The 19,365-nt window shown below is 66.6% G+C and carries 18 protein-coding genes; 10 read left to right on the top strand and 8 right to left on the bottom strand.

Annotated features, from left to right (window positions below):
* Positions 1–123: 123 nt before the first annotated feature.
* Both VQ067_RS16815 and gloB read right to left on the bottom strand, forming a co-directional pair.
* On the bottom strand, positions 124–1,728 hold the full coding sequence (locus tag VQ067_RS16815) for a lytic transglycosylase domain-containing protein (RefSeq protein WP_003132812.1): 1,605 nt from the start codon (positions 1,726–1,728) through the stop codon (positions 124–126).
* Between the two features lie 77 nt (positions 1,729–1,805).
* Positions 1,806–2,582 carry a hydroxyacylglutathione hydrolase gene (gene gloB / locus VQ067_RS16810; RefSeq protein ID WP_003087949.1) on the bottom strand — a complete coding sequence of 259 codons (777 nt, stop codon included), beginning with the start codon at positions 2,580–2,582 and terminating at the stop codon, positions 1,806–1,808.
* Positions 2,583–2,683: 101 nt separating this feature from the next.
* Between gloB and VQ067_RS16805 the strand changes: the two genes are divergently transcribed.
* From VQ067_RS16805 to dnaQ, 3 genes are all read left to right on the top strand, one after another.
* Positions 2,684–3,445 carry a methyltransferase domain-containing protein gene (locus VQ067_RS16805; RefSeq protein ID WP_003087952.1) on the top strand — a complete coding sequence of 254 codons (762 nt, stop codon included), beginning with the start codon at positions 2,684–2,686 and terminating at the stop codon, positions 3,443–3,445.
* Positions 3,446–3,447: 2 nt separating this feature from the next.
* Positions 3,448–3,894: a ribonuclease HI gene (rnhA, locus tag VQ067_RS16800; protein WP_003087954.1), complete on the top strand. Its 447-nt coding sequence runs from the start codon at positions 3,448–3,450 to the stop codon at positions 3,892–3,894.
* A gap of 64 nt (positions 3,895–3,958) precedes the next feature.
* Positions 3,959–4,699, top strand: coding sequence for a DNA polymerase III subunit epsilon (gene dnaQ, locus VQ067_RS16795; RefSeq protein WP_003087958.1), 741 nt, complete (start codon positions 3,959–3,961; stop codon positions 4,697–4,699).
* A 27-nt stretch (positions 4,700–4,726) separates the two neighbouring features.
* Here dnaQ and VQ067_RS16790 read toward each other — a convergent pair whose 3' ends face one another.
* Positions 4,727–5,116 carry a nuclear transport factor 2 family protein gene (locus tag VQ067_RS16790; protein WP_003132809.1) on the bottom strand — a complete coding sequence of 130 codons (390 nt, stop codon included), beginning with the start codon at positions 5,114–5,116 and terminating at the stop codon, positions 4,727–4,729.
* Positions 5,117–5,309: 193 nt separating this feature from the next.
* Between VQ067_RS16790 and ldcA the strand changes: the two genes are divergently transcribed.
* Positions 5,310–7,565 carry a lysine-specific pyridoxal 5'-phosphate-dependent carboxylase LdcA gene (gene ldcA / locus VQ067_RS16785; protein ID WP_033990382.1) on the top strand — a complete coding sequence of 752 codons (2,256 nt, stop codon included), beginning with the start codon at positions 5,310–5,312 and terminating at the stop codon, positions 7,563–7,565.
* A 23-nt stretch (positions 7,566–7,588) separates the two neighbouring features.
* Positions 7,589–8,944, top strand: a complete 1,356-nt coding sequence (locus VQ067_RS16780; protein ID WP_033990384.1) for an amino acid permease — start codon at positions 7,589–7,591, stop codon at positions 8,942–8,944.
* On the opposite strand, the gene nhaB is transcribed toward VQ067_RS16780, so the two are convergent.
* Positions 8,928–10,430 (bottom strand): sodium/proton antiporter NhaB, encoded by a 1,503-nt coding sequence (gene nhaB, locus VQ067_RS16775; RefSeq protein ID WP_033990385.1) that lies wholly within the window; start codon positions 10,428–10,430, stop codon positions 8,928–8,930. The two genes, VQ067_RS16780 and nhaB, sit on opposite strands and share 17 nt — an antisense overlap.
* A 223-nt stretch (positions 10,431–10,653) precedes the next feature.
* On the opposite strand from nhaB, the gene VQ067_RS16770 reads away from it, so the two are divergent.
* Genes VQ067_RS16770 through nudC form a run of 3 tightly spaced genes read left to right on the top strand, consistent with a single transcriptional unit; the run spans position 10,654 to position 14,030 of the window.
* Complete coding sequence (locus VQ067_RS16770; protein WP_003087972.1) at positions 10,654–11,466, top strand: crotonase/enoyl-CoA hydratase family protein; 813 nt, start codon at positions 10,654–10,656, stop codon at positions 11,464–11,466.
* A gap of 39 nt (positions 11,467–11,505) precedes the next feature.
* The gene (gene fimL, locus VQ067_RS16765) at positions 11,506–13,194 is read left to right on the top strand and encodes a type IV pilus/biofilm regulator FimL (protein ID WP_003087974.1); all 1,689 of its coding nucleotides are present in this window, start codon (positions 11,506–11,508) and stop codon (positions 13,192–13,194) included.
* Positions 13,194–14,030: an NAD(+) diphosphatase gene (gene nudC, locus VQ067_RS16760; protein WP_317951586.1), complete on the top strand. Its 837-nt coding sequence runs from the start codon at positions 13,194–13,196 to the stop codon at positions 14,028–14,030. Before fimL ends, nudC begins: the two co-directional genes overlap by 1 nt.
* On the opposite strand, the gene VQ067_RS16755 is transcribed toward nudC, so the two are convergent.
* Positions 13,998–14,777 carry a TSUP family transporter gene (locus tag VQ067_RS16755; protein WP_015503102.1) on the bottom strand — a complete coding sequence of 260 codons (780 nt, stop codon included), beginning with the start codon at positions 14,775–14,777 and terminating at the stop codon, positions 13,998–14,000. The genes nudC and VQ067_RS16755 overlap by 33 nt on opposite strands.
* 100 nt (positions 14,778–14,877) lie before the next feature.
* Between VQ067_RS16755 and VQ067_RS16750 the strand changes: the two genes are divergently transcribed.
* A complete protein-coding gene (locus VQ067_RS16750) occupies positions 14,878–15,522 on the top strand; it encodes a hypothetical protein (RefSeq protein WP_021264648.1) in 645 nt (214 codons plus the stop codon).
* Here the strand turns inward: VQ067_RS16750 and VQ067_RS16745 are convergent.
* Positions 15,519–16,424: a LysR family transcriptional regulator gene (locus VQ067_RS16745; protein WP_033990387.1), complete on the bottom strand. Its 906-nt coding sequence runs from the start codon at positions 16,422–16,424 to the stop codon at positions 15,519–15,521. The two genes, VQ067_RS16750 and VQ067_RS16745, sit on opposite strands and share 4 nt — an antisense overlap.
* Before the next feature lie 131 nt (positions 16,425–16,555).
* On the opposite strand from VQ067_RS16745, the gene VQ067_RS16740 reads away from it, so the two are divergent.
* Positions 16,556–17,317, top strand: coding sequence for an SDR family NAD(P)-dependent oxidoreductase (locus VQ067_RS16740; RefSeq protein ID WP_033990390.1), 762 nt, complete (start codon positions 16,556–16,558; stop codon positions 17,315–17,317).
* A gap of 149 nt (positions 17,318–17,466) precedes the next feature.
* On the opposite strand, the gene VQ067_RS16735 is transcribed toward VQ067_RS16740, so the two are convergent.
* Both VQ067_RS16735 and VQ067_RS16730 read right to left on the bottom strand, forming a co-directional pair.
* A complete protein-coding gene (locus VQ067_RS16735; protein WP_003087987.1) occupies positions 17,467–18,234 on the bottom strand; it encodes an SDR family oxidoreductase in 768 nt (255 codons plus the stop codon).
* 24 nt (positions 18,235–18,258) lie between these two features.
* A complete protein-coding gene (locus VQ067_RS16730; RefSeq protein WP_003087989.1) occupies positions 18,259–19,329 on the bottom strand; it encodes a phosphotransferase family protein in 1,071 nt (356 codons plus the stop codon).
* Between the last annotated feature and the right edge of the window lie 36 nt (positions 19,330–19,365).

Below are 19,365 nucleotides of genomic sequence, written 5' to 3'. Positions count from 1 at the left end.
GCACAGGAAAAAAGAGGGAGCGCGGGCCTGTCCGGCCTAGGGTCCGGGGTTCTGGCCGCGCTTGCGAAAACGCCACGCCGGCAGGAGCGGGCGTGGCGTTTCGGGACGGCCTGCAATGGGCTGTCAGCGGCTCGCGGTGTCCAGGTACAGGGTCAGGGTCTGGCCGGGCTTGAGCGCCTGCTTGCTGCGCGGGTTCCAGCGCTGCAGGTGCTTCATCTCGACATTGAAGCGCTTGGCGATCAGGTACATCGAGTCGCCTTGCTTGACCTTGTAGTAGGTGGCGCTGTCGCGCTTGCCGGCGGCATTTCCCTTGCGGGCCGCCAGGGCCTGGGTGCCGCCTTGCAGCTTGAGGGTCTGGCCGACCTTCAGGGCGTGCTTGTCCAGGCCGTTCCAGCGCTTCAGGTCGTTGACGTCGACGCCGTTGTTGCGGGCGATCTGCCACAGGCTGTCGCCGTTCTTGACCTTATAGGAGCGGGTTCTGGCCGGGGTGGAAGCCTGTCGGGCGAGTTGCTGGTAGACCGGCTTGACGGCGCCGCCGGCGATCTGCCCGGGGATGCTCAGTTGCTGGCCCTTGCGCAGGTGGTTGCTGGACAGGCGGTTGGCGCTCTTGAGCTCCGCTACGGTGATCCGATAGCGGTTGGCGATGCTGTGCAGGCTGTCGCCGCTACGCACCCGGTATTGCTGCCAGGCGGTGACTTCCTTCGGCTTGAGGGTGTCCAGCGAGGCGGTCAGGAACGCCGCTTTCTCCATCGGCACCAACAGTTGCTGGGGGCCGTCCATGGTCACGCGGCGCTTGTAGGCCGGGTTCAGCTGGTACAGCTCGTCCTCGTCCAGGTTCGCCAGCGCGGCGACGCTGGACAGGTCGATCCCGCGCTTGACCCGGACGGCCTGGAAGTAGGGCTCGTTGTTGATCGGGTTCAGGCTGATGCCGTAGGAATCCGGCGCCATGACGATCTGCGAGAGGGCGAGCAGCTTGGGTACGTAGTCCTGGGTTTCCTGCGGCAGCGGCAGGTTCCAGTAGTCGGTCGGCAGGCCCAGTTTCTCGTTGCGTTCGATGGCACGGCTGACAGTGCCTTCGCCGGCGTTGTAGGCCGCCAGGGCGAGCATCCAGTCGCCGTTGAACATGTCGTGCAGGCGCTCGAGATAGGTCAGGGCGGCGTTGGTCGAGGCGGTGATGTCGCGGCGACCGTCGTAGAAATTGGTCTGGCGCAGGTTGAAATGCTGGCCGGTGGCGGGAATGAACTGCCAGAGGCCGGCGGCGTTGCTGCGCGACAGGGCGAAGGGGTTGTAGGCGCTTTCGATGACCGGCAGCAGCGCCAGTTCGAGCGGCATGTTGCGTTCTTCCAGGCGCTCGACCACGTAGTGCATGTAGAGGCTGCCGCGCGCGCTCGATTGTTCGAGGAACGACTGGTTGCTGAGGAACCAGAGGCGCTGGCGTTCGATGCGCGGGTTGGTGCTGATCGCATCCTGGAGCTGGAAACCGTCGCGCATGCGGTCCCAGATGTCGTTGTAGGCGGCGTTCTGGCCGGGCTGGGCATGCAGCCAGGAGGGATTGAACTGGACGTCGACGGCTCGGGCGCCGGGACGTGCTGCTTTGGCCTGGGCCTCCCCCTTGATCTGGCCGCTGCCCTGGCAGCCGGCGAGCGCACCGGCGATGAGCAGGATGGACACCCGAACGGCGCGAGCCAGGGCGTCTAGATCGGGGGTTTTACGTGTCTGTGGCGGCATCGGCTGAGTGCTGTTCCGGGCAAAAATTCAGCCGATTCTAGAAATGACCTCAAGAGTGGTCAAGATTTCGCCAACCTTCAGAACTGGTCCTTCCAGGCCCTCAGGACGGCGAAAACCTCCTCCGGGGTGCGGTTTTGCTGGCCGCTCCGCTGGTCGGCTTTTTTCTTAACAGAATTTTCCGAAACGCGAAGAAATGGATTGGTCGACAATTCCAGCGAGATTTCCGACGGCAGGGTGATGCGATCCCGTTCGCGCAACCGGGTCGCTTCCTCGAAGCGTTCCCGCAGCGCCGCGTTGTCGGGCTCCACCGCCAGCGCGAAGCGCAGGTTGCTCAGCGTGTACTCGTGGGTGCAGTAGACCCGGGTGTTGGCCGGCAGCGCGGCCAGTCGCGCCAGGGAATGGTGCATCTGCGCCGGGGTGCCTTCGAAGAGACGGCCGCAGCCGGCGGCGAACAGGGTGTCGCCGCAGAACAGCAGCGGCGTCTCCGCCGGGTGGTAGTAGGCGATATGGCCGAGGGTATGGCCGGGCACGTGGAAGATCTCGAAGACCAGGCCGAGCACCTCGACCCGTTCGCCGTCTTCCAGCGCCAGGTCGCGGGCCGGGATCTTCTCGTTGGCCGGGCCGAGAACCCGCGCGCCGGTCAGTTCCTTCAGGGCCGCGACGCCGCCGACGTGGTCGTGATGGTGGTGGGTCACCAGGATATCGCTCAACCGCCAGTCGGGATGGGCGGCCAGCCAGGCTTCCACCGGCTTGGCATCGCCGGGGTCGACCACCGCGCAGCGACGGCTTGTCGCATCTTGCAACAGCCAGATGTAGTTGTCGTTGAAGGCGGGCAGGGCGTCGATCTGTATCATGGGTCGATGTCGCTAAGCAGAAGTCATTGGCGCATAGTATTGCTTATTTTCCCGTGGTGCCGGCGTCCGTCGCCGCGAAGGGGAAGACGCTGGAGGTACGCATGAACGAACCGCAAGCCTTCGCCCAGACCGATGCCGAGTGGCTGGCATCGATCAACCGGGCGCGCGACTGGTTCCAGGGCCCGCTGGGCAGCCTGATGCTGGCCGAGGAGCGACGCCTGTTGTGCGACGAGCTGACCCGTTACTTCGGTGGCTACCTGGTGCACTACGGGCCGCATGCCGAACTGCCGCCGAGCACCGGGCAGATTCAGCGCGGCGTGCGCCTGGGGCCGCCGCTGCCGGGCGTGGACATCGCCTGCGAAGAGGGCGCCTGGCCGCTCAGCGAACATGCCGCGGACGTGGTCCTGCTGCAACACGGCCTGGATTTCTGCCTGTCGCCTCACCGTCTCCTGCGCGAAGCCGCGCGTACCGTTCGTCCGGGCGGCCACCTGCTGCTGATCGGAATCAACCCATGGAGCCTGTGGGGCATCCGTCATTATTTCGCCGGGGATGCCTTGCGCCAGGCCCGTTGCATTCCTCCGTCGCGGGCCTGCGACTGGCTCAACCTGCTGGGCTTCGCGCTGGAGAAACGTCGCTTCGGGTGCTATCGTCCGCCGCTTGCGTCGGCAGCCTGGCAATCGCGCTTGGCTCGCCTGGAGCGCTGGGGCGACGCCTGGCAGTCTTCGGGCGCCGGCTTCTATCTATTGGTGGCACGCAAGCTGGTCGTGGGGTTGCGCCCGTTGCGCCAGAGCAAGCGCGAACCGCGCGGTCAGCTGGTGCCCATGCCGGTGGCGAAAGTCAGCCGGCGAGATTCCGAAATTTAGGCATGACAGATAAAGAACAGGTAGTGATCTATACCGACGGCGCCTGCAAGGGCAACCCTGGGCGCGGCGGCTGGGGGGCGTTGCTCCTCTACAAGGGCGCCGAGCGAGAGCTTTGGGGCGGCGAGCCGGACACCACCAACAACCGTATGGAGCTGATGGCGGCGATCCAGGCGCTGGCGGCACTCAAGCGTTCCTGTCCGATCCGTCTGATCACGGACTCGGAATACGTGATGCGCGGCATCACCGAATGGTTGCCGAACTGGAAGAAGCGCGGCTGGAAGACCGCCAGCAAGCAGCCGGTCAAGAATGCCGACCTCTGGCAGGCCCTGGACGAGCAGGTCGCCCGGCACCAGGTGGAGTGGCAGTGGGTCCGCGGGCATACCGGCGACCCCGGCAACGAGCGGGCCGACCAGTTGGCCAACCGTGGCGTCGCCGAATTGCCGCGCTGAGCGGCCACACCGAAACAAGCGTTCAGCAGCCACGGCTGCAGCGAAACAGAGAAAGGCTCTATAGATGCGTAGCGTCGTACTGGATACCGAAACCACCGGCATGCCGGTGACCGATGGTCACCGGATCATCGAGATCGGCTGTGTCGAGCTGGAGGGGCGCCGCCTGACCGGTCGCCACTTCCACGTCTACCTGCAACCCGATCGCGAGGTCGACGAAGGGGCGATCGCCGTCCACGGCATCACCAACGAATACCTGAAGGACAAGCCGCGCTTCCGCGAGGTCGCCAACGATTTCTTCGAATTCATCCGCGGCGCCCAGCTGATCATCCACAACGCGGCGTTCGATATCGGCTTCATCAACAACGAGTTCGCCCTGCTGGGCCAGCAGGACCGCTCGGACGTGACCGAGTACTGCTCGGTGCTGGATACCCTGCTGATGGCCCGCGAGCGCCATCCGGGCCAGCGCAACAACCTCGATGCGTTGTGCAAGCGCTACGGCGTGGACAACTCCGGTCGCGACCTGCACGGCGCGTTGCTCGACGCCGAGATCCTCGCCGACGTCTACCTGGCGATGACCGGCGGCCAGACCAGCCTGTCGCTGGCCGGCAGCGGCGCGGAAGGCGACGGCAGCGGCCGGCCGATGGTCAGCCCGATCCGTCGGCTCGATCCGGCGCGGGTAGCCACCCCGGTGCTGCGCGCCAACGCCGAAGAGCTGGCTGCGCATGCGGCGCGGCTGGCGGTGATCGAGAAGTCGGCAGGTGGTCCGTCGCTCTGGGCGCAACTGGAAGCGCCGGTCGGCGAATAGCCTGCCCATGCACCACGGGCGCCGCGTTCAGCGCGTCGCCCGCTCCACCAGCAAGGTGTCGCAGAACTGCTCGAAACGGCGGATCCTGCCGTCCTCCACCGTCCATACGTGTGCCACGCGCGCTTCGAACGACTTGCCGCTGCGACGGTGGGTCGCTGCATATCGACCGACGGCGACCACGCTGTCGCCGCCGTCGATCAGGCGCTCGATCTCGACCCTGAAGCCCTCCCAGTCCCGCTGCAAGGCCTGGAACACACCGGCGCCGATGGCGGCCGCGCCGACATAGGTGCCGGCCAGCGGGAAACCGGCCATTTCCGTCCATTCGGTGCGTTCGTCCATGTCCGCCAGCATTCCGGCGAGGTCCCCACGGCTAGAGGCCGCATAGTGATCGCTGACGATCCGATAAGCGCTGCGCATCGTTGTCGCTCCGTAGCAGGGCAGAGAGGTCCATGCTCCTCGCTGGCGGGAGCGGAGGCAAGCGCGGCGCGCCGACTTGTGTTGCCGCGACCTTTTCTTACAAGGGCAAGCCGCCGGGGGTTACGCGCGTGCCGGCAAGTCTCTACCCTGAGCCGACCGGCGGGGTTCGCCCGCCTGCTGCTCGGGATCAACAATGTATAAAGACCTCAAATTTCCCGTCCTCATCGTCCATCGCGACATCAAGGCCGACACCGTTGCCGGCGAACGCGTGCGGGGCATCGCCCACGAACTGGAGCAGGACGGCTTCAGCATTCTCTCCACCGCCAGCTCCGCCGAGGGGCGCATCGTCGCTTCCACCCACCACGGCCTGGCCTGCATCCTGGTCGCCGCCGAAGGTGCCGGGGAAAACCAGCGCCTGCTGCAGGATGTGGTCGAACTGATCCGCGTGGCCCGCGTGCGGGCGCCGCAATTGCCGATCTTCGCCCTCGGCGAGCAGGTGACCATCGAGAACGCGCCGGCCGAGTCCATGGCCGACCTGCACCAGTTGCGCGGCATCCTCTACCTGTTCGAAGACACCGTGCCGTTCCTCGCCCGCCAGGTCGCCCGGGCGGCGCGCAACTACCTGGCCGGGCTGCTGCCGCCATTCTTCCGTGCGCTGGTCGAGCACACCGCGCAGTCCAACTATTCCTGGCATACGCCGGGCCACGGCGGCGGTGTCGCCTATCGCAAGAGTCCGGTGGGACAGGCGTTCCACCAGTTCTTCGGGGAGAACACGCTGCGTTCCGACCTGTCGGTCTCGGTCCCCGAGCTGGGCTCGCTGCTCGACCATACCGGCCCCCTGGCCGAGGCCGAGGACCGTGCCGCGCGCAATTTCGGCGCCGACCATACCTTCTTCGTGATCAATGGCACTTCCACCGCGAACAAGATCGTCTGGCATTCCATGGTCGGTCGCGAAGACCTGGTGCTGGTGGACCGCAACTGCCACAAGTCGATCCTCCACTCGATCATCATGACCGGGGCGATACCGCTCTACCTCACTCCGGAACGCAACGAACTGGGAATCATCGGGCCGATCCCGCTGAGCGAATTCAGCAAGGAGTCGATTGCCGCGAAGATCGCCGCCAGTCCGCTGGCGCGCGGTCGCGAGCCGAAGGTGAAGCTGGCGGTGGTGACCAACTCCACCTACGACGGCCTGTGCTACAACGCCGAGCTGATCAAGCAGACCCTCGGCGACAGCGTCGAAGTGTTGCACTTCGACGAGGCCTGGTACGCCTATGCCGCGTTCCACGAGTTCTACGACGGACGCTATGGCATGGGCACCTCGCGCAGCGAGGAGGGACCCCTGGTGTTCGCCACCCATTCCACGCACAAGATGCTCGCCGCCTTCAGCCAGGCCTCGATGATCCACGTGCAGGATGGCGGGACCCGGAAGCTGGACGTGGCGCGCTTCAACGAAGCCTTCATGATGCACATCTCGACCTCGCCGCAGTACGGCATCATCGCTTCGCTGGACGTGGCTTCGGCGATGATGGAAGGGCCCGCCGGGCGTTCGCTGATCCAGGAAACCTTCGACGAGGCCCTCAGCTTCCGCCGGGCCCTGGCCAACGTACGGCAGAACCTGGACCGGAACGACTGGTGGTTCGGCGTCTGGCAGCCGGAGCAGGTGGAGGGCACCGATCAGGTCGGCACCCATGACTGGGTGCTGGAGCCGAGCGCCGACTGGCACGGCTTCGGCGATATCGCCGAAGACTACGTGCTGCTCGATCCGATCAAGGTCACCCTGACCACCCCGGGCCTGAGCGCCGGCGGCAAGCTCAGCGAGCAGGGGATTCCGGCCGCCATCGTCAGCCGCTTCCTCTGGGAGCGCGGGCTGGTGGTGGAGAAAACCGGTCTCTACTCCTTCCTGGTGCTGTTCTCGATGGGCATCACCAAGGGCAAGTGGAGCACCCTGGTCACCGAACTGCTCGAATTCAAGCGCTGTTACGACGCCAACCTGCCGCTGCTCGACGTCTTGCCCTCCGTGGCCCAGGCCGGCGGCAAGCGCTACAACGGCGTGGGCCTGCGCGACCTCAGCGACGCCATGCACGCCAGCTACCGCGACAACGCCACGGCGAAGGCCATGAAGCGCATGTACACGGTGCTGCCGGAGGTCGCGATGCGGCCGTCCGAGGCCTACGACAAGCTGGTGCGCGGCGAGGTCGAGGCGGTACCGATCGCTGGGTTGGAAGGGCGCATCGCTGCCGTCATGCTGGTACCCTATCCGCCGGGTATCCCGCTGATCATGCCGGGTGAGCGCTTCACCGAGGCGACCCGCTCGATCCTCGACTATCTCGAGTTCGCGCGGACCTTCGAGCGCGCCTTCCCTGGTTTCGACTCCGATGTGCACGGCCTGCAGCATCAGGACGGACCGTCCGGGCGCTGCTATACCGTTGAATGCATAAAAGAATGAGGCCGACAGGCTAAGGGGTGTCGATGGCGGGGGGAGAGAAGGCCGGCAAGCGCGGCATGGGGTTCTGGACCTGCAGCGCGCTGGTGATCGGCAACATGGTCGGTTCGGGAGTCTTCCTGCTTCCCTCCAGCCTGGCGGCGTTCGGCGGGCTCAGCCTGTTCGGCTGGCTGGTGTCGAGCACCGGCGCGGTGCTGCTGGCGCTGACCTTCGCCCGCCTGGCGCGGGTCAACCCCGGCGCCGGCGGCCCCTACGCCTATACCCGCGACGGTTTCGGCAGCTTCGCCGGCTACCTGTGCGCCTGGACCTACTGGAAAGCCGCCTGGATCGGCAACGCGGCGATTGCCGTGACCCTGGTCGGCTACCTGCGGGTGTTCATCCCGGCGCTGGCGGATCCGCTGTTGATGGTCTGCGTGGCCATCGCCGCGATCTGGCTGTGCACCCTGATCAACCTGCGAGGCATCGGCACCTTCAGCGTGGTGCAGAACCTGCTGACCATCCTCAAGCTGCTGCCGTTGTTGCTGGTCGGTATCCTCGGCTGGTTCCACTTCAATCCCGAGCACCTGGCGATCCCGGCGCGCAGCGAGCTGCCGAACATGGGCTATGCCCAGGCGATCGCCACCACCGCGGCGCTGACCCTGTGGTCGTTCATCGGCCTGGAGTCGGCCACCGTGCCGGCCGACGACGTCGAGGATCCGCGCCGCACCATTCCCCGCGCGACCCTGTTCGGCACGCTGGCCGCGGCGGCCCTCTACATCCTCTCGATCACTGCGGTGCAGGGCCTGATGCCGCCGGAGGTGCTGGCCCGCTCCACCTCGCCGTTCGCCGACGCGGCGCGGATCCTGATGGGCGACTGGAGCTACTACCTGGTGGCTGCCGGGGCGGTGATCGCCTGCCTGGGCGCGCTCAATGGCTGGGTCCTGTTGCAGGGACAGATCCCGGTGGCTCCGGCGCGCGACGGGCTGTTCCCGGAGTCGCTCGGCCAGCTCAACAAGAACGGCGCGCCGGCCCACGGCCTGCTGGCCTCGGGGCTGCTGGTGACGGCGCTGGTGATGGTCGACGGGCATGGCGACCTGGTCGATGTGTTCAACGTGATCATCCTGCTCGGCACCATGACCGGGGTGGTCCCCTACGCGTTCTGCACCGCCGCGCTGTTGCAACTGCTGGCGGTGCGACCGGACGAGTTCTCGCCGCGTTCACGCCGGCAATTGCTGGTGATCGGCTCGCTGGGCTTCGCCTACTCGCTATGGGCGCTGTATGGCACCGGCCAGCAGGCGATCTTCTGGGGTTTCCTGGTGCTGATGGCCGGTATCCCGATGTACACCTGGCGGCAATGGCGCAACCAGGTCAACGGAGTGCCGACGCTCAAAGCCAATGACTGACCGCCCACCAGCCCAGGCCGCCCATCACCAGGGTGTAGGGTAGCGCCATCCAGACCATGCGGCCGTACGACAGGCGCACCAGCGGGGCGATGGAGGAGGTCAGCAGGAAGAGGAACGCCGCCTGGCCGTTGGGCGTCGCTACGCTGGGCAGGTTGGTGCCGGTATTGATCGCCACCGCCAGGGTATCGAAATGCTCGCGGCTCATGTGGCCGGCATCCAGCGCCTGTTTCACCTCGGTGATGTAGATGGTGGCGACGAATACGTTGTCGCTGATCGCCGAGAGCAGGCCGTTGGCGATGAACAGCATGCCCGGCTGGCGTTCCGCCGGCAGCGCCAGCACCGCCTGGATGATCGGGGTGAACAGGTGCTGCTGGTGGATCACCGCGACCACCGCGAAGAACACCACCAGCAGCGCAGTGAACGGCAGGGCTTCCTGGAAGGCGCGGCCGATCTGGTGTTCGTCGGTGACGCCGGTGAAGGCAGTGATCAGCACGATCACCAACAGGCCGATCAGGCCGACCTCGGCGACATGCAGGGCCAGCCCGACGATCAGTACCAGCGCCGCCAGGGCCTGCACCAGCAGCGCGGCCTTCTGCTGCGCTCCGCGTTTGCGGCTTTCGCTGGCGGCGTACTCGGCGAGCACCTGGCGCACCGCCGTCGGCAACTGGGCGCCATAGCCGAAGCGGCGGCTCTTCTCCAGCAGCACGCAGGTCAGCAGGCCGGCCGCCAGTACCGGCATGGATACCGGCGCGACCTGGCGGAAGAACTCGACGAAATGCCAGCCGGCCTCGTGGCCGATCAGCAGGTTCTGCGGTTCTCCCACCAGGGTGCAGACGCCGCCCAGTGCGGTGCCGACCGCCGCGTGCATGAGCAGGCTGCGGAGGAAGGCGCGGAATTCTTCGAGATGGGCCCGGTGCAGCTCCGGGACCTGGCGGTCGGTGGCGGGATCGTAGTCCTCGCTGGCGCGCTGCCCCGAAGCGACCCGGTGGTACACGGCGAAGAATGCCACCGCCACGCTGATCACCACGGCGGTCACGGTGAGGGCGTCGAGGAAGGCCGAGAGGAGGGCGGCCAGCAGGCAGAACAGGAGCGATAGCAGGGCCTTCGAGCGCACGCCGAGCAGCAGGCGGGAAAACAGCAGGAGCAGCAGGTCCTTCATGAAGTAGATGCCGGCGACCATGAACATCAGCAGCAGGAGCACCGGGAAGTTGTGCTGCAACTCCGCATAGAGCGCCTCGGGGGTAGCCAGGCCGAGCAACAGCGCCTCCAGCACCAGCAGGCCGCCCGGCTGCAGCGGATAGCATTTCAGCGCCATGGCCAGGGTGAAGATGAACTCGCCGACCAGCACCCAGGCGCTTGTCACCGGCCCGGCCAGCCATAGCAGCAGGGGATTGAGCAAGAGGAAGGCGAGCACCGTCAGCTTGTACCAGCGCGGCGAATGCCCGAGGAAGTTCTGTGCGAAAGCCTGGCTCAGGGGACTGCTCACGATGGACTCCACGGCAAGGAAAAGACTGAAAATGCCAGCAGGACTTTCGTTGGATCAAGCGTTTAGCGCAATCATCGAAGAGATTGCGGTATCAATGGGCGTGCCGTGCATCACATAGTGCAGCATCGACATTTGGCTCGCCCTTGTTATAGTTGCGGGATTTTCCGCACAACAAAAATCTCTGCGTTCTGACAGCGCAGTTGCTCTGCCGAGGACTATCGCCGTGACCGAGTACAACGCATTCCGTGTGGAGCTGGCAGACAAGATCGCCCACGTCCAGATCAACCGTCCGGACAAGATCAATGCCATGAACCAGGACTTCTGGCGCGAGATCATCGAGATCTTCCGCTGGGTCGACGATACCGACGAAGTGCGGGTGGTCGTGCTGTCCGGGGCGGGCAAGCATTTTTCCTCGGGGATCGACCTGATGCTGCTGGCCCAGGTCGGCAGCCAACTGGGCAAGGACGTCGGCCGCAACGCCGACGCCCTGCGTCGCAAGATCCTCGAGCTGCAGGCCTCGTTCAACGCGGTCGACAACTGCCGCAAGCCGGTGCTCGCGGCGATCCAGGGCTACTGCCTGGGCGGCGCCATCGACCTGGTCTCGGCCTGCGACATGCGCTACTCGACCGCCGACGCGCAGTTCTCGATCAAGGAGATCGACATCGGCATGGCCGCCGACGTCGGCACCCTGCAGCGCCTGCCGCGGATCATCGGCGATGGCATGATGCGCGAGCTGGCCTACACCGGGCGCATGGTCGACGGCGAAGAGGCACGGAGCATCGGCCTGGTCAATCGTACCTACGCGGACCAGGCCGCATTGATGGATGGGGTCTTCGAACTGGCGCGGCAGATCGCCGCGAAGTCGCCGATCGCCATCCGTGGTACCAAGGAAATGATCCGCTATATGCGCGACCATCGGGTCGACGACGGCCTCGAGTACGTCGCTACCTGGAACGCCGCCATGCTCCAGTCCGCCGACCTGCGGGTGGCGATGGCCGCGCATATGGCCAAGCAGAAGCCGGAATTCGCTGATTGATGCCGTTGTATATTCTTGCGCGGGAGGCGCACTAGGCCGATGGTCACAGGAGCCACGTCCCTCAGTCTGGTGCGCGACGAGTTGTTCGCCACCATGGAACAGGCCGAACAGGGTCTTGAGCAGTTCATTGCCGAGCGGCAGAACGGCAGCCTGCTGCAGCACGCCGTCGAATGCCTGCAACAGATCCGCGGCACCCTCAACCTGATCGAGCTGGCCGGCGCCGAGCTGCTGGCCCAGGAAGCCCTGCAGCTGGCGACCGACATTCCCACCGGCGTCAGCGAGGAGCGCGACGGCCAGCTGGCAGCCCTGGGCAACGCCCTGTACGTGCTGCGCCGCTACCTGGAGAACGTCGAGGCCAATCGCCAGGAGATCCCCGAGCTGCTCTTGCCGGCGATCAACGAAGTGCGCTGTGCCGCAGGGCAGCCGGCGCTGCCGGAAAGCTTCTTCTTCAGCGCCCGCCTGGATATCCCGCGGCCGCCGAGCACCGCCATCGACCACCTGCCTTCCGAAGCCGAACTGGGCGAGGAAAGCCGGCGGATGCGCCACATGTACCAGATCGGCCTGCTCGGCCTGATCCGCGAACAGAACCTCTATCCCAGCCTCAAGCTGATGGGCCGCGCGCTGGCGCGCCTCGACAGCCTGCACGGCGGGGTGGCCCGTTCGCGGCTGTGCTGGATCGGCGCCGCGGCGATCGAGTCGATCGTCGATGGCCAACTGTTGCCGCGCAAGTCGCGCAAGCAACTGTTCTCGCGCATCGACCGCGAGCTCAAGCAATTGCTGATCGGCCCGGCCTACGAGGCGCCGCGCCATCTGCTCAAGGAACTGCTCTACCTGGTGGCGCTGTCCGACGGCCAGGGCCCGCGTTCGCGCGAGGTCCGCGAATTGCATGGGCTGGCGCCGCTGCCGTTCACCGACCACCTGCTGGAAGAGGAATCGCAGCGCCTGTCCGGCCCCGGCCAGTCGGTGATGCGTTCGCTGTCCACGGCGATCCGCGAGGAACTCGCCGGGGTCAAGGACATGCTCGACCTGATCGAGCGCGGCGTGGCCCAGCCGGACAGCCTGACCAACCTGCATGCGCAACTGGGCAAGCTGAGCAAGACCCTCGGCATGGTCGGCCTGAACTCGGCCGGCACCGCCCTGCAGACCCAGCTACCCACCGTGGCCGCCTGGGCTGCCAGCGGCGTCGCCGATTCGCCGCCGGCGTTGCTGCGCCTGGCCGATGCGGTGCTCTACGTGGAAAGCATGGTCGGCAACCTCGAGCGCGGCGAGCGCCGCATCACCCGGCCGACTCCGGCGGAGCCCGGGCAAGAAGCCGATGCGTTCGCCGTGCACCAGTTGGCCGAGGCGCGCATCGTGGTGATCGAGGAGGCCAAGGCCGGCCTGGCCCTGGCCAAGCGTGCGATCACCGCGTACCTGGAATCCAATGGCGACAAGCTCAACCTGGCCAACGTCCCGGCCAGCCTGCAGGCGGTCCGGGGCGGCCTCTGGTTCCTCGGTCAGGAGCGCGCCGCGCTGCTGGTCGGCGGCTGCGCCGACTACATCCAGCAGCGCATGATCGAGACCGCGCAGATGCCTTCGGAACAGATGCTGGAAACCCTCGCCGACGCCCTGACCAGTCTCGAATACTATCTCGAGGGCGGTGCCGTGCTGCGTCCGCAGGGCCAGCCGGACGTCCTCGACCTGGCCAGCGCCAGCGTCAAGGCGCTCGGACTGCCGGTGGCCGCCTGATGGTCGGCGAGTTCCGCTGGCAGGCAGGTCGGCCGGCTACCGCCCAGGTTGGCGGCTGGGTGCTCGCGCACTGTCAGCAGCGCTTCCTCCAGGACGACAACGGCCTGCTGTTCCCCCGCGAATGGCTGAAGCGCCAGGAACTCCCGCTGCTCGCCGAACATGGGGTCGGCCATTGGCAGGGCGAGCTGGTCTACGTGCTGGAACTGGACGAGCCGATCGAGCTGCCGGGCATGGCCTGGGCGCCGTTGCGGCAGTTCATGCTGCACGGCGATTTCGATCAGTTCTGCATGCTCGGCTATGCCAGCCAGATCGGCATCTGGGCACGTCACAACCGGTTCTGCGGCAACTGCGGCACACGCATGCAGGCGCAGGACCACGAGCGGGTGATGCAGTGTCCGCAGTGCGGGCTGCACCAGTACCCGCGCCTGTCGCCGAGCATGATCGTCCTGGTGACCCGGGGCGACGAGGTGTTGCTGGCGCGTTCGCCGCGCTTCGTGCCGGGGGTCTACAGTACCCTGGCCGGCTTCGTCGAGGCCGGCGAGTCGGTGGAGCAGTGCGTGGTCCGCGAGGTGCGCGAAGAGGTCGGGGTGGAGGTCGCCAATCTCGAATACATCGGCAGCCAGAACTGGCCGTTCCCGCATTCGCTGATGCTCGGTTTCCACGCCGAGTACGTGTCCGGCGAGATCGTCCCGCAGGAAGACGAGATCGAGGACGCCCAGTGGTTCTCCCTCGATGCCTTGCCGCCGCTACCGGCGCAGCGCTCGATCGCCCGGCACCTGATCGACCTGTACCTGGCGCGCCGCTCAGGCGCCGCTGAACCAGTGCTGCCAGGCTAGCCGCGCGGTCAGCGCCAGGACCACCAGGATGAACACCGGGCGAATGAACTTCGCCCCGCCGCCGATAGCGGTGCGCGCGCCGAAATAGGCGCCGACCATCAGCGACGCACCCATGCACAGGCCGAGCAACCAGATCACCTGGCCGGAGGCGACGAACACCGCCAGCGCCACTATGTTGCTGACGAAGTTCATGCTCCGCGCCACACCGCTGGCGCGGACCAGGTCCAGCGGGTACATGAGCAGCGAGCTGACGGTCCAGAACGCTCCGGTGCCCGGTCCCGCCACGCCGTCGTAGAAGCCCAGGGCGAGGCCCTGCGGCCACTGGCGCTTGCGTCCGACCGGCGCATCGGCGTCCAGCGGCGCTTTCGGCGTGCCGCCGAAGAGCATGTAGAGGCCGCAGGTGAATACCACCACCGGGAGCATCCGGTTCAGCCACTCGGCGGGCAGCAGGTGAGCCGCCCAGGCGCCTATGGCGGCGCCGATCGCGGTGGCGAGCAGGCCGTTGCGCCACTTCCCGGGATGGAACAGCTTGCGCCGGTAGAAGGTGTAGCTGGCGGTCGCCGCACCGAAGGTCGAGCTCAGCTTGTTGGTACCCAGCGCCAGGTGCGGCGGGACCCCGGCGGTGAGCAGCGCAGGGATGGTCAACAGGCCGCCGCCGCCGGCGATGGCGTCGATGAAGCCGGCGAGAAAGGCCACCACGGCCAGGATGATCAGGGTGCTGGGGTCTATCGCGAGTTCGAAGGGCATGAAAAACCGGACCTGCTTCCAATCGGGAAACGGCCTCGCTGGCCGTCGGGAGGAGGGGTGCGCATAATGCCCGCAATTTCACGCAGAAGGAATCGCTTGCATGCAGTACGACGGTCTGGCCTGGGCATTCGCGTTACTGGCCTTGCTGGCCGCCCTGGTCGCGGTGCGCATCCTCTTCGAACGCACCTGGTTCCTCGGCTGGCTGCGCGGCACCTGCGGCTTGGCCTTCGTCGCCGTGGCGGGGCTGTTGCTGGTGCTCGCCTGGGACCTGCGCAGCTATTCGCTGCTCAAGCCCGAGCAGCCGATGGCCACCCTGAGCTTCCAGGCCGAAGGGCCGCAGCGCTACCGGGTGCTGATCCAGGAGGGCGCCAACGAGCGCAGCGTGGTGCTGGACGGCGAACTCTGGCAACTGGACGCGCGGATTTTCCGCTGGAAGGGACTGGCCGCGTTGATCGGTCTGGCGCCGGGCTATCGCCTCGACGCGCTCAGCGGCCGCTTCCTGGCCCTCGAGCAGCAGTCCCGGGGCCGCCGCCTGGGCTTGTCGCAGAGTCCGCTGGGGGTCGATCTCTGGCGCTGGCTGCGGGCCGGCGAGCACGACCTGTTCCTGTTCGAGCCGCTGGCGGGGCGGGTGACTTTCCTGCCGATGGCGGACAAGGCGGTGTTCGCGGTGAACTACGGCGTCGCCGGGCTGCTTGCCGAGCCGATGAACCTGGCGGCCGAGGAGGCGCTCAGGGACTGGCGCTAGGCCATGCGAAAAGCCGGGGCGGCGGCGATCGCCTGGGCGGTTTCGCGAAAGTGTTCGATGAGTTCCGACGGCGTGCGGTAGGCCAGCGCCAGCCGATAGGGAATTCGCGCCCGCCGCCCTTGCAGGGGACGAAAGGTGACCCCCGGCGGGCGCAACGGTTGTAGCAGCGAAGGCACTAGCGCGACGCCGATGCCGCCGGCCACCAGCCCGGCGATGGTCTGCATCTGCCGCGCCTCCTGCACCACCTCCGGGACGAAGCCGGCTGCCGCGCAGGCGGCGACGATCAGGTCGTGCATGCCCGGCCCATAGTGCCGTGGGAACAGCAGCCAGGGTTCCCCGGCCAGTTGTTCCAGGCGCAGGCGCGCATGGCGTGCCAGCCGATGCCCTTCGGGCAATGCCACGCGCATGTCGCCGTCCACCAGTAGATGTGTGTACAGGCCGGGCTGGCGGTCGACCGGCAGGACGATCAGGCCGGCATCGATGCGGTCTTCGCGCAACGCCTCCAGCTGCCCCGCGGTGGTGTCTTCCTGGAGCTGGAAGTCCAGCGCGCCATGCTGTTGGCGGAATGCCTGGAGTATGCGCGGTAGCAGAATGTTGATGGTGCTGTCGACGAACGCCAGGCGCAACGTTCTGCGTCCGCTGGCGGCGCTGCGCGCGGCCGCCAGGGTGCGTTCGGCCTGGGCCAGGGTGCGCCGGGCTTCGTCGAGGAACGCGCGGCCCGCCGGCGTCAGGCGGTGGATACGGTTGTCACGCTCCAGCAGGCTGGCGCCGACTTCTTCTTCCAGCCGCCGGATCGCAGTGGTCAGCGGTGGCTGGGCCATGTGCAGGCGCTCAGCGGCGCGGCGGAAGCTCAGCTCCTCGGCAACCGCGACGAACTGGCGGAACTGGCGCAAGTCGGCCATTGCGATATCTCCCGGATATGGTGAGTTAAGAAAGACAGTATTGGATATATCGCGGCGAATCCGTCGAGAATCCATCCGTACGCTCGCTCTGGCCAGACGAGGCGTTCCATCCATCACAGAGGAAGCCCGTCATGCACACTCATTCTCCAATCCCCCGTACCGCCCTGGTCACCGGCGGCTCGTCGGGCATCGGCCTGGCCATCGCCCGGCGCCTTCGGCAACAGGGTTATCGGATCGCCCTGGTGGCCCGTGATTCCCAGCGCCTGCAACGCGCTACCGCCGAGTTGGGCGGTGTGCCCTGGATGGCCGCCGATCTTTCCCGCCGCGAAGCTGTCGAGGCGGTGGCCGCCTGGGTTGGCGACACCTTCCAGGGGCTCGACGTGCTGGTGAACAACGCCGGGTTCACCCGAAAGATCGCCGCCACCACTCCGCTGGCTGAGGCCGAGCGGGAATGGGATGCGCTGCTGGACGGCAACCTGAAAAGTGCGTTCCTCATGTCGCTGGCGGTGTTGCCGCATTTCGCGGAAGAGGGCGGGCGGATCATCCATATCGGATCGATCGCTGCGCAGACCGGTAGCGGCAGTCCCGGTGCGCTGGGCTATGCGGCGGCCAAGGCCGGCCTGCATGGCTTCGGCGTGGCCCTGGCGCGGGAACTCGGTTCGCGCGGGATCACGGTGAACAGCGTGGCGCCGGGTTACATCGCTGACACCCGGTTCTTTCCCGGCGGCCTCGATCCGCAACGGGTCGCCGCCATCGTCGGCGAGACCCCGCTGGGCAGGACCGGCCGGGTCGAGGACATCGCCGCTGCGGTGGCCTGGCTGGCCTCGCCCGAGGCGGGGTTCGTCACCGGAACGGTGGTGTCGGTGAACGGTGGCTGGCGGGTCGGCAATTGAAGCGGAAGCGGCGAGGGGTACTCAGTCCGGCTACCCGAGAGCGCAGGTGAATAGCCGTGGGGCGCCTGTCCCGCGCTGGTGCGAGGCATTGGCAATCCTGAAATGAAAAGAGGGAGCCCTGGCTCCCTCTTCGCGCGTTCGCCGTTCCGTCAGGAAAGGAAGCCGCCGTCGACGTTCAGCGCCACGCCGGTGGTGTAGCTGGACGCTTCGCTAGCCAGGTAGAGCACGGCGCCTGCCATTTCGCTCGGCTCGGCCACGCGCTTGAGCGGGATGCGCTGCAGGGCGAGGTTGCGGATCGCGTCGTTCTTCACCAGAGCCGAAGCGAACTTGGTGTCGGTCAACCCTGGCAGGAGGGCGTTGCAGCGGATGCCGAACTGCGCGCATTCCTTGGCGAAGACCTTGGTCATGCTGATCACGGCGGCCTTGGTCACCGAGTAGATGCCCTGGAACTCGCCGGGCGATACGCCGTTGATCGAGGCCACGTTGATGATGCTGCCGCCGCCGTGTTCCTTCATCAGCTTGCCGCCCTCGATGGACATGAAGTAGTAGCCGCGGATGTTGACGTCGACGGTCTTCTGGAAGGCGCCGAGGTCGGTTTCCAGTACGTTGCAGAACTGCGGGTTGGTGGCGGCGTTGTTGACCAGGATGTCGAGGCGGCCGAACTGCTCGCGGATCTGTGCGAAGACGTTCTGGATCTGCTCCATCTCGCCGATGTGGCAGGCGATCGCGGTGGCCTTGCCGCCCTCCGCGGTGATCGCGTCGGCGACCGCCTGGCAGCCATCGATCTTGCGGCTCGAGACGATCACGTGGGCGCCTTGCTGGGCCAGCAGCTTGGCTATCGCCTCGCCGATGCCGCGGCTGGCGCCGGAAACGAAGGCGATCTTGCCGTCGAGGTCGAACAGGTGGGTCTTGGACATGGGCTATCCCCTTGTAGTGGTCGGTTACAGGCGGGAGCGCTCGATGGCCTGCAGGCTCATCTGCTCCAGCAGCTTGTTCATCTGCACGAACTGGGCGAAACGCTTGTCCTGGGTCTGCCCGTGGTAGTAGCGGTAGTAGATCTGCTGGACGATGCCGGCAAGACGGAACAGGCCATAGGTGTAGTAGAAGTCCAGGTTGTCGATCGGCGGGATCCCGGCCCGCTCGGCGTAGTAGTCGGCGAACTCCCGGCGGGTCAGCATGCCCGGCAGGTGGCTGGGCTGGCGGCGGGTCAGTTGCACCGGAGCCGGGTCGCCGGCTTCCACCCAGTAGGCGAGGGTGTTGCCGAGGTCCATCAGCGGATCGCCGAGGGTGGCCAGTTCCCAGTCCAGCACGCCGATGATCTGCATCGGGTTGTCCGGGTCGAGGATCACGTTGTCGAAGCGGTAGTCGTTGTGCACGATGCCCGGCTTGTGGTGATCGGCCGGCTGCTTGTCCTTGAGCCAGGCCTTGACCGGTTCCCAGAGCGGCGCGTCGGGGGTCAGGGCCTTCTCGTAACGGTCGGTCCAGCCGGCGATCTGGCGCTGCACGTAGCCGTCCGGGCGGCCCAGGTCGGCCAGTCCGCAGGCGGCGTAGTCGACGTTGTGCAGCTCGACGAACTTGTCGATGAAGCTCTTGCACAGGCTGCGGGTCTGTTGTTCGTCGAGATTCAGCTCAGGCGGCAGTTCGGCGCGCAGGATGATGCCCTTGACCCGTTCCATGACGTAGAACTCGGCGCCGATCACCGACTCGTCGGTGCAGTAGAGGTAGGCTTTCGGGCAGTAGGGGAAGCCTGCGTTCAACTGGTTCAGGATGCGGTATTCGCGGCCCATGTCGTGGGCCGACTTGGCCTTGTGGCCGAATGGCGGGCGACGCAGGACGAACTCCTGGCGCGGATACTCGATCAGGTAGGTCAGGTTGGACGCGCCACCGGGGAACTGGCTGATCTTCGGGGTGCCTTCGAGGCCGGGGATATGGGCTTTCAGGTACGGGTCGATGACGGCGGCGTCAAGTTCTTCGCCGGCGCGGATGCGAGTGGATTGGTCGGTCAGCGACATGGGGTTCCCTTCTCGTGGTGCCACGGCGGAGCCGCG

Source organism: Pseudomonas sp. KBN12P06040, assembly GCF_037574965.1.
Taxonomy (GTDB): Bacteria; Pseudomonadota; Gammaproteobacteria; order Pseudomonadales; family Pseudomonadaceae; genus Pseudomonas; species Pseudomonas aeruginosa.
Note: the sequence above shows the minus strand (reverse complement) of the source record. Positions and strands in the feature narration are given on the sequence as shown.

Excerpts from the sequence above, each read along its gene's own strand:
- dnaQ (WP_003087958.1), top strand. The coding sequence starts at position 3,959 with ATGCGTAGCGTCGTACTGGATACCGAAACCACCGGCATGCCGGTGACC.
- fimL (WP_003087974.1), top strand. The coding sequence starts at position 11,506 with ATGGTCACAGGAGCCACGTCCCTCAGTCTGGTGCGCGACGAGTTGTTC.
- VQ067_RS16815 (WP_003132812.1), bottom strand. The coding sequence starts at position 1,728 with ATGCCGCCACAGACACGTAAAACCCCCGATCTAGACGCCCTGGCTCGC.
- VQ067_RS16805 (WP_003087952.1), top strand. The coding sequence starts at position 2,684 with ATGAACGAACCGCAAGCCTTCGCCCAGACCGATGCCGAGTGGCTGGCA.
- VQ067_RS16755 (WP_015503102.1), bottom strand. The coding sequence starts at position 14,777 with ATGCCCTTCGAACTCGCGATAGACCCCAGCACCCTGATCATCCTGGCC.
- VQ067_RS16780 (WP_033990384.1), top strand. The coding sequence starts at position 7,589 with ATGGCGGGGGGAGAGAAGGCCGGCAAGCGCGGCATGGGGTTCTGGACC.
- nudC (WP_317951586.1), top strand. The coding sequence starts at position 13,194 with ATGGTCGGCGAGTTCCGCTGGCAGGCAGGTCGGCCGGCTACCGCCCAG.
- VQ067_RS16745 (WP_033990387.1), bottom strand. The coding sequence starts at position 16,424 with ATGGCCGACTTGCGCCAGTTCCGCCAGTTCGTCGCGGTTGCCGAGGAG.
- gloB (WP_003087949.1), bottom strand. The coding sequence starts at position 2,582 with ATGATACAGATCGACGCCCTGCCCGCCTTCAACGACAACTACATCTGG.
- VQ067_RS16750 (WP_021264648.1), top strand. The coding sequence starts at position 14,878 with ATGCAGTACGACGGTCTGGCCTGGGCATTCGCGTTACTGGCCTTGCTG.
- VQ067_RS16735 (WP_003087987.1), bottom strand. The coding sequence starts at position 18,234 with ATGTCCAAGACCCACCTGTTCGACCTCGACGGCAAGATCGCCTTCGTT.
- ldcA (WP_033990382.1), top strand. The coding sequence starts at position 5,310 with ATGTATAAAGACCTCAAATTTCCCGTCCTCATCGTCCATCGCGACATC.
- VQ067_RS16730 (WP_003087989.1), bottom strand. The coding sequence starts at position 19,329 with ATGTCGCTGACCGACCAATCCACTCGCATCCGCGCCGGCGAAGAACTT.
- VQ067_RS16790 (WP_003132809.1), bottom strand. The coding sequence starts at position 5,116 with ATGCGCAGCGCTTATCGGATCGTCAGCGATCACTATGCGGCCTCTAGC.
- VQ067_RS16740 (WP_033990390.1), top strand. The coding sequence starts at position 16,556 with ATGCACACTCATTCTCCAATCCCCCGTACCGCCCTGGTCACCGGCGGC.
- rnhA (WP_003087954.1), top strand. The coding sequence starts at position 3,448 with ATGACAGATAAAGAACAGGTAGTGATCTATACCGACGGCGCCTGCAAG.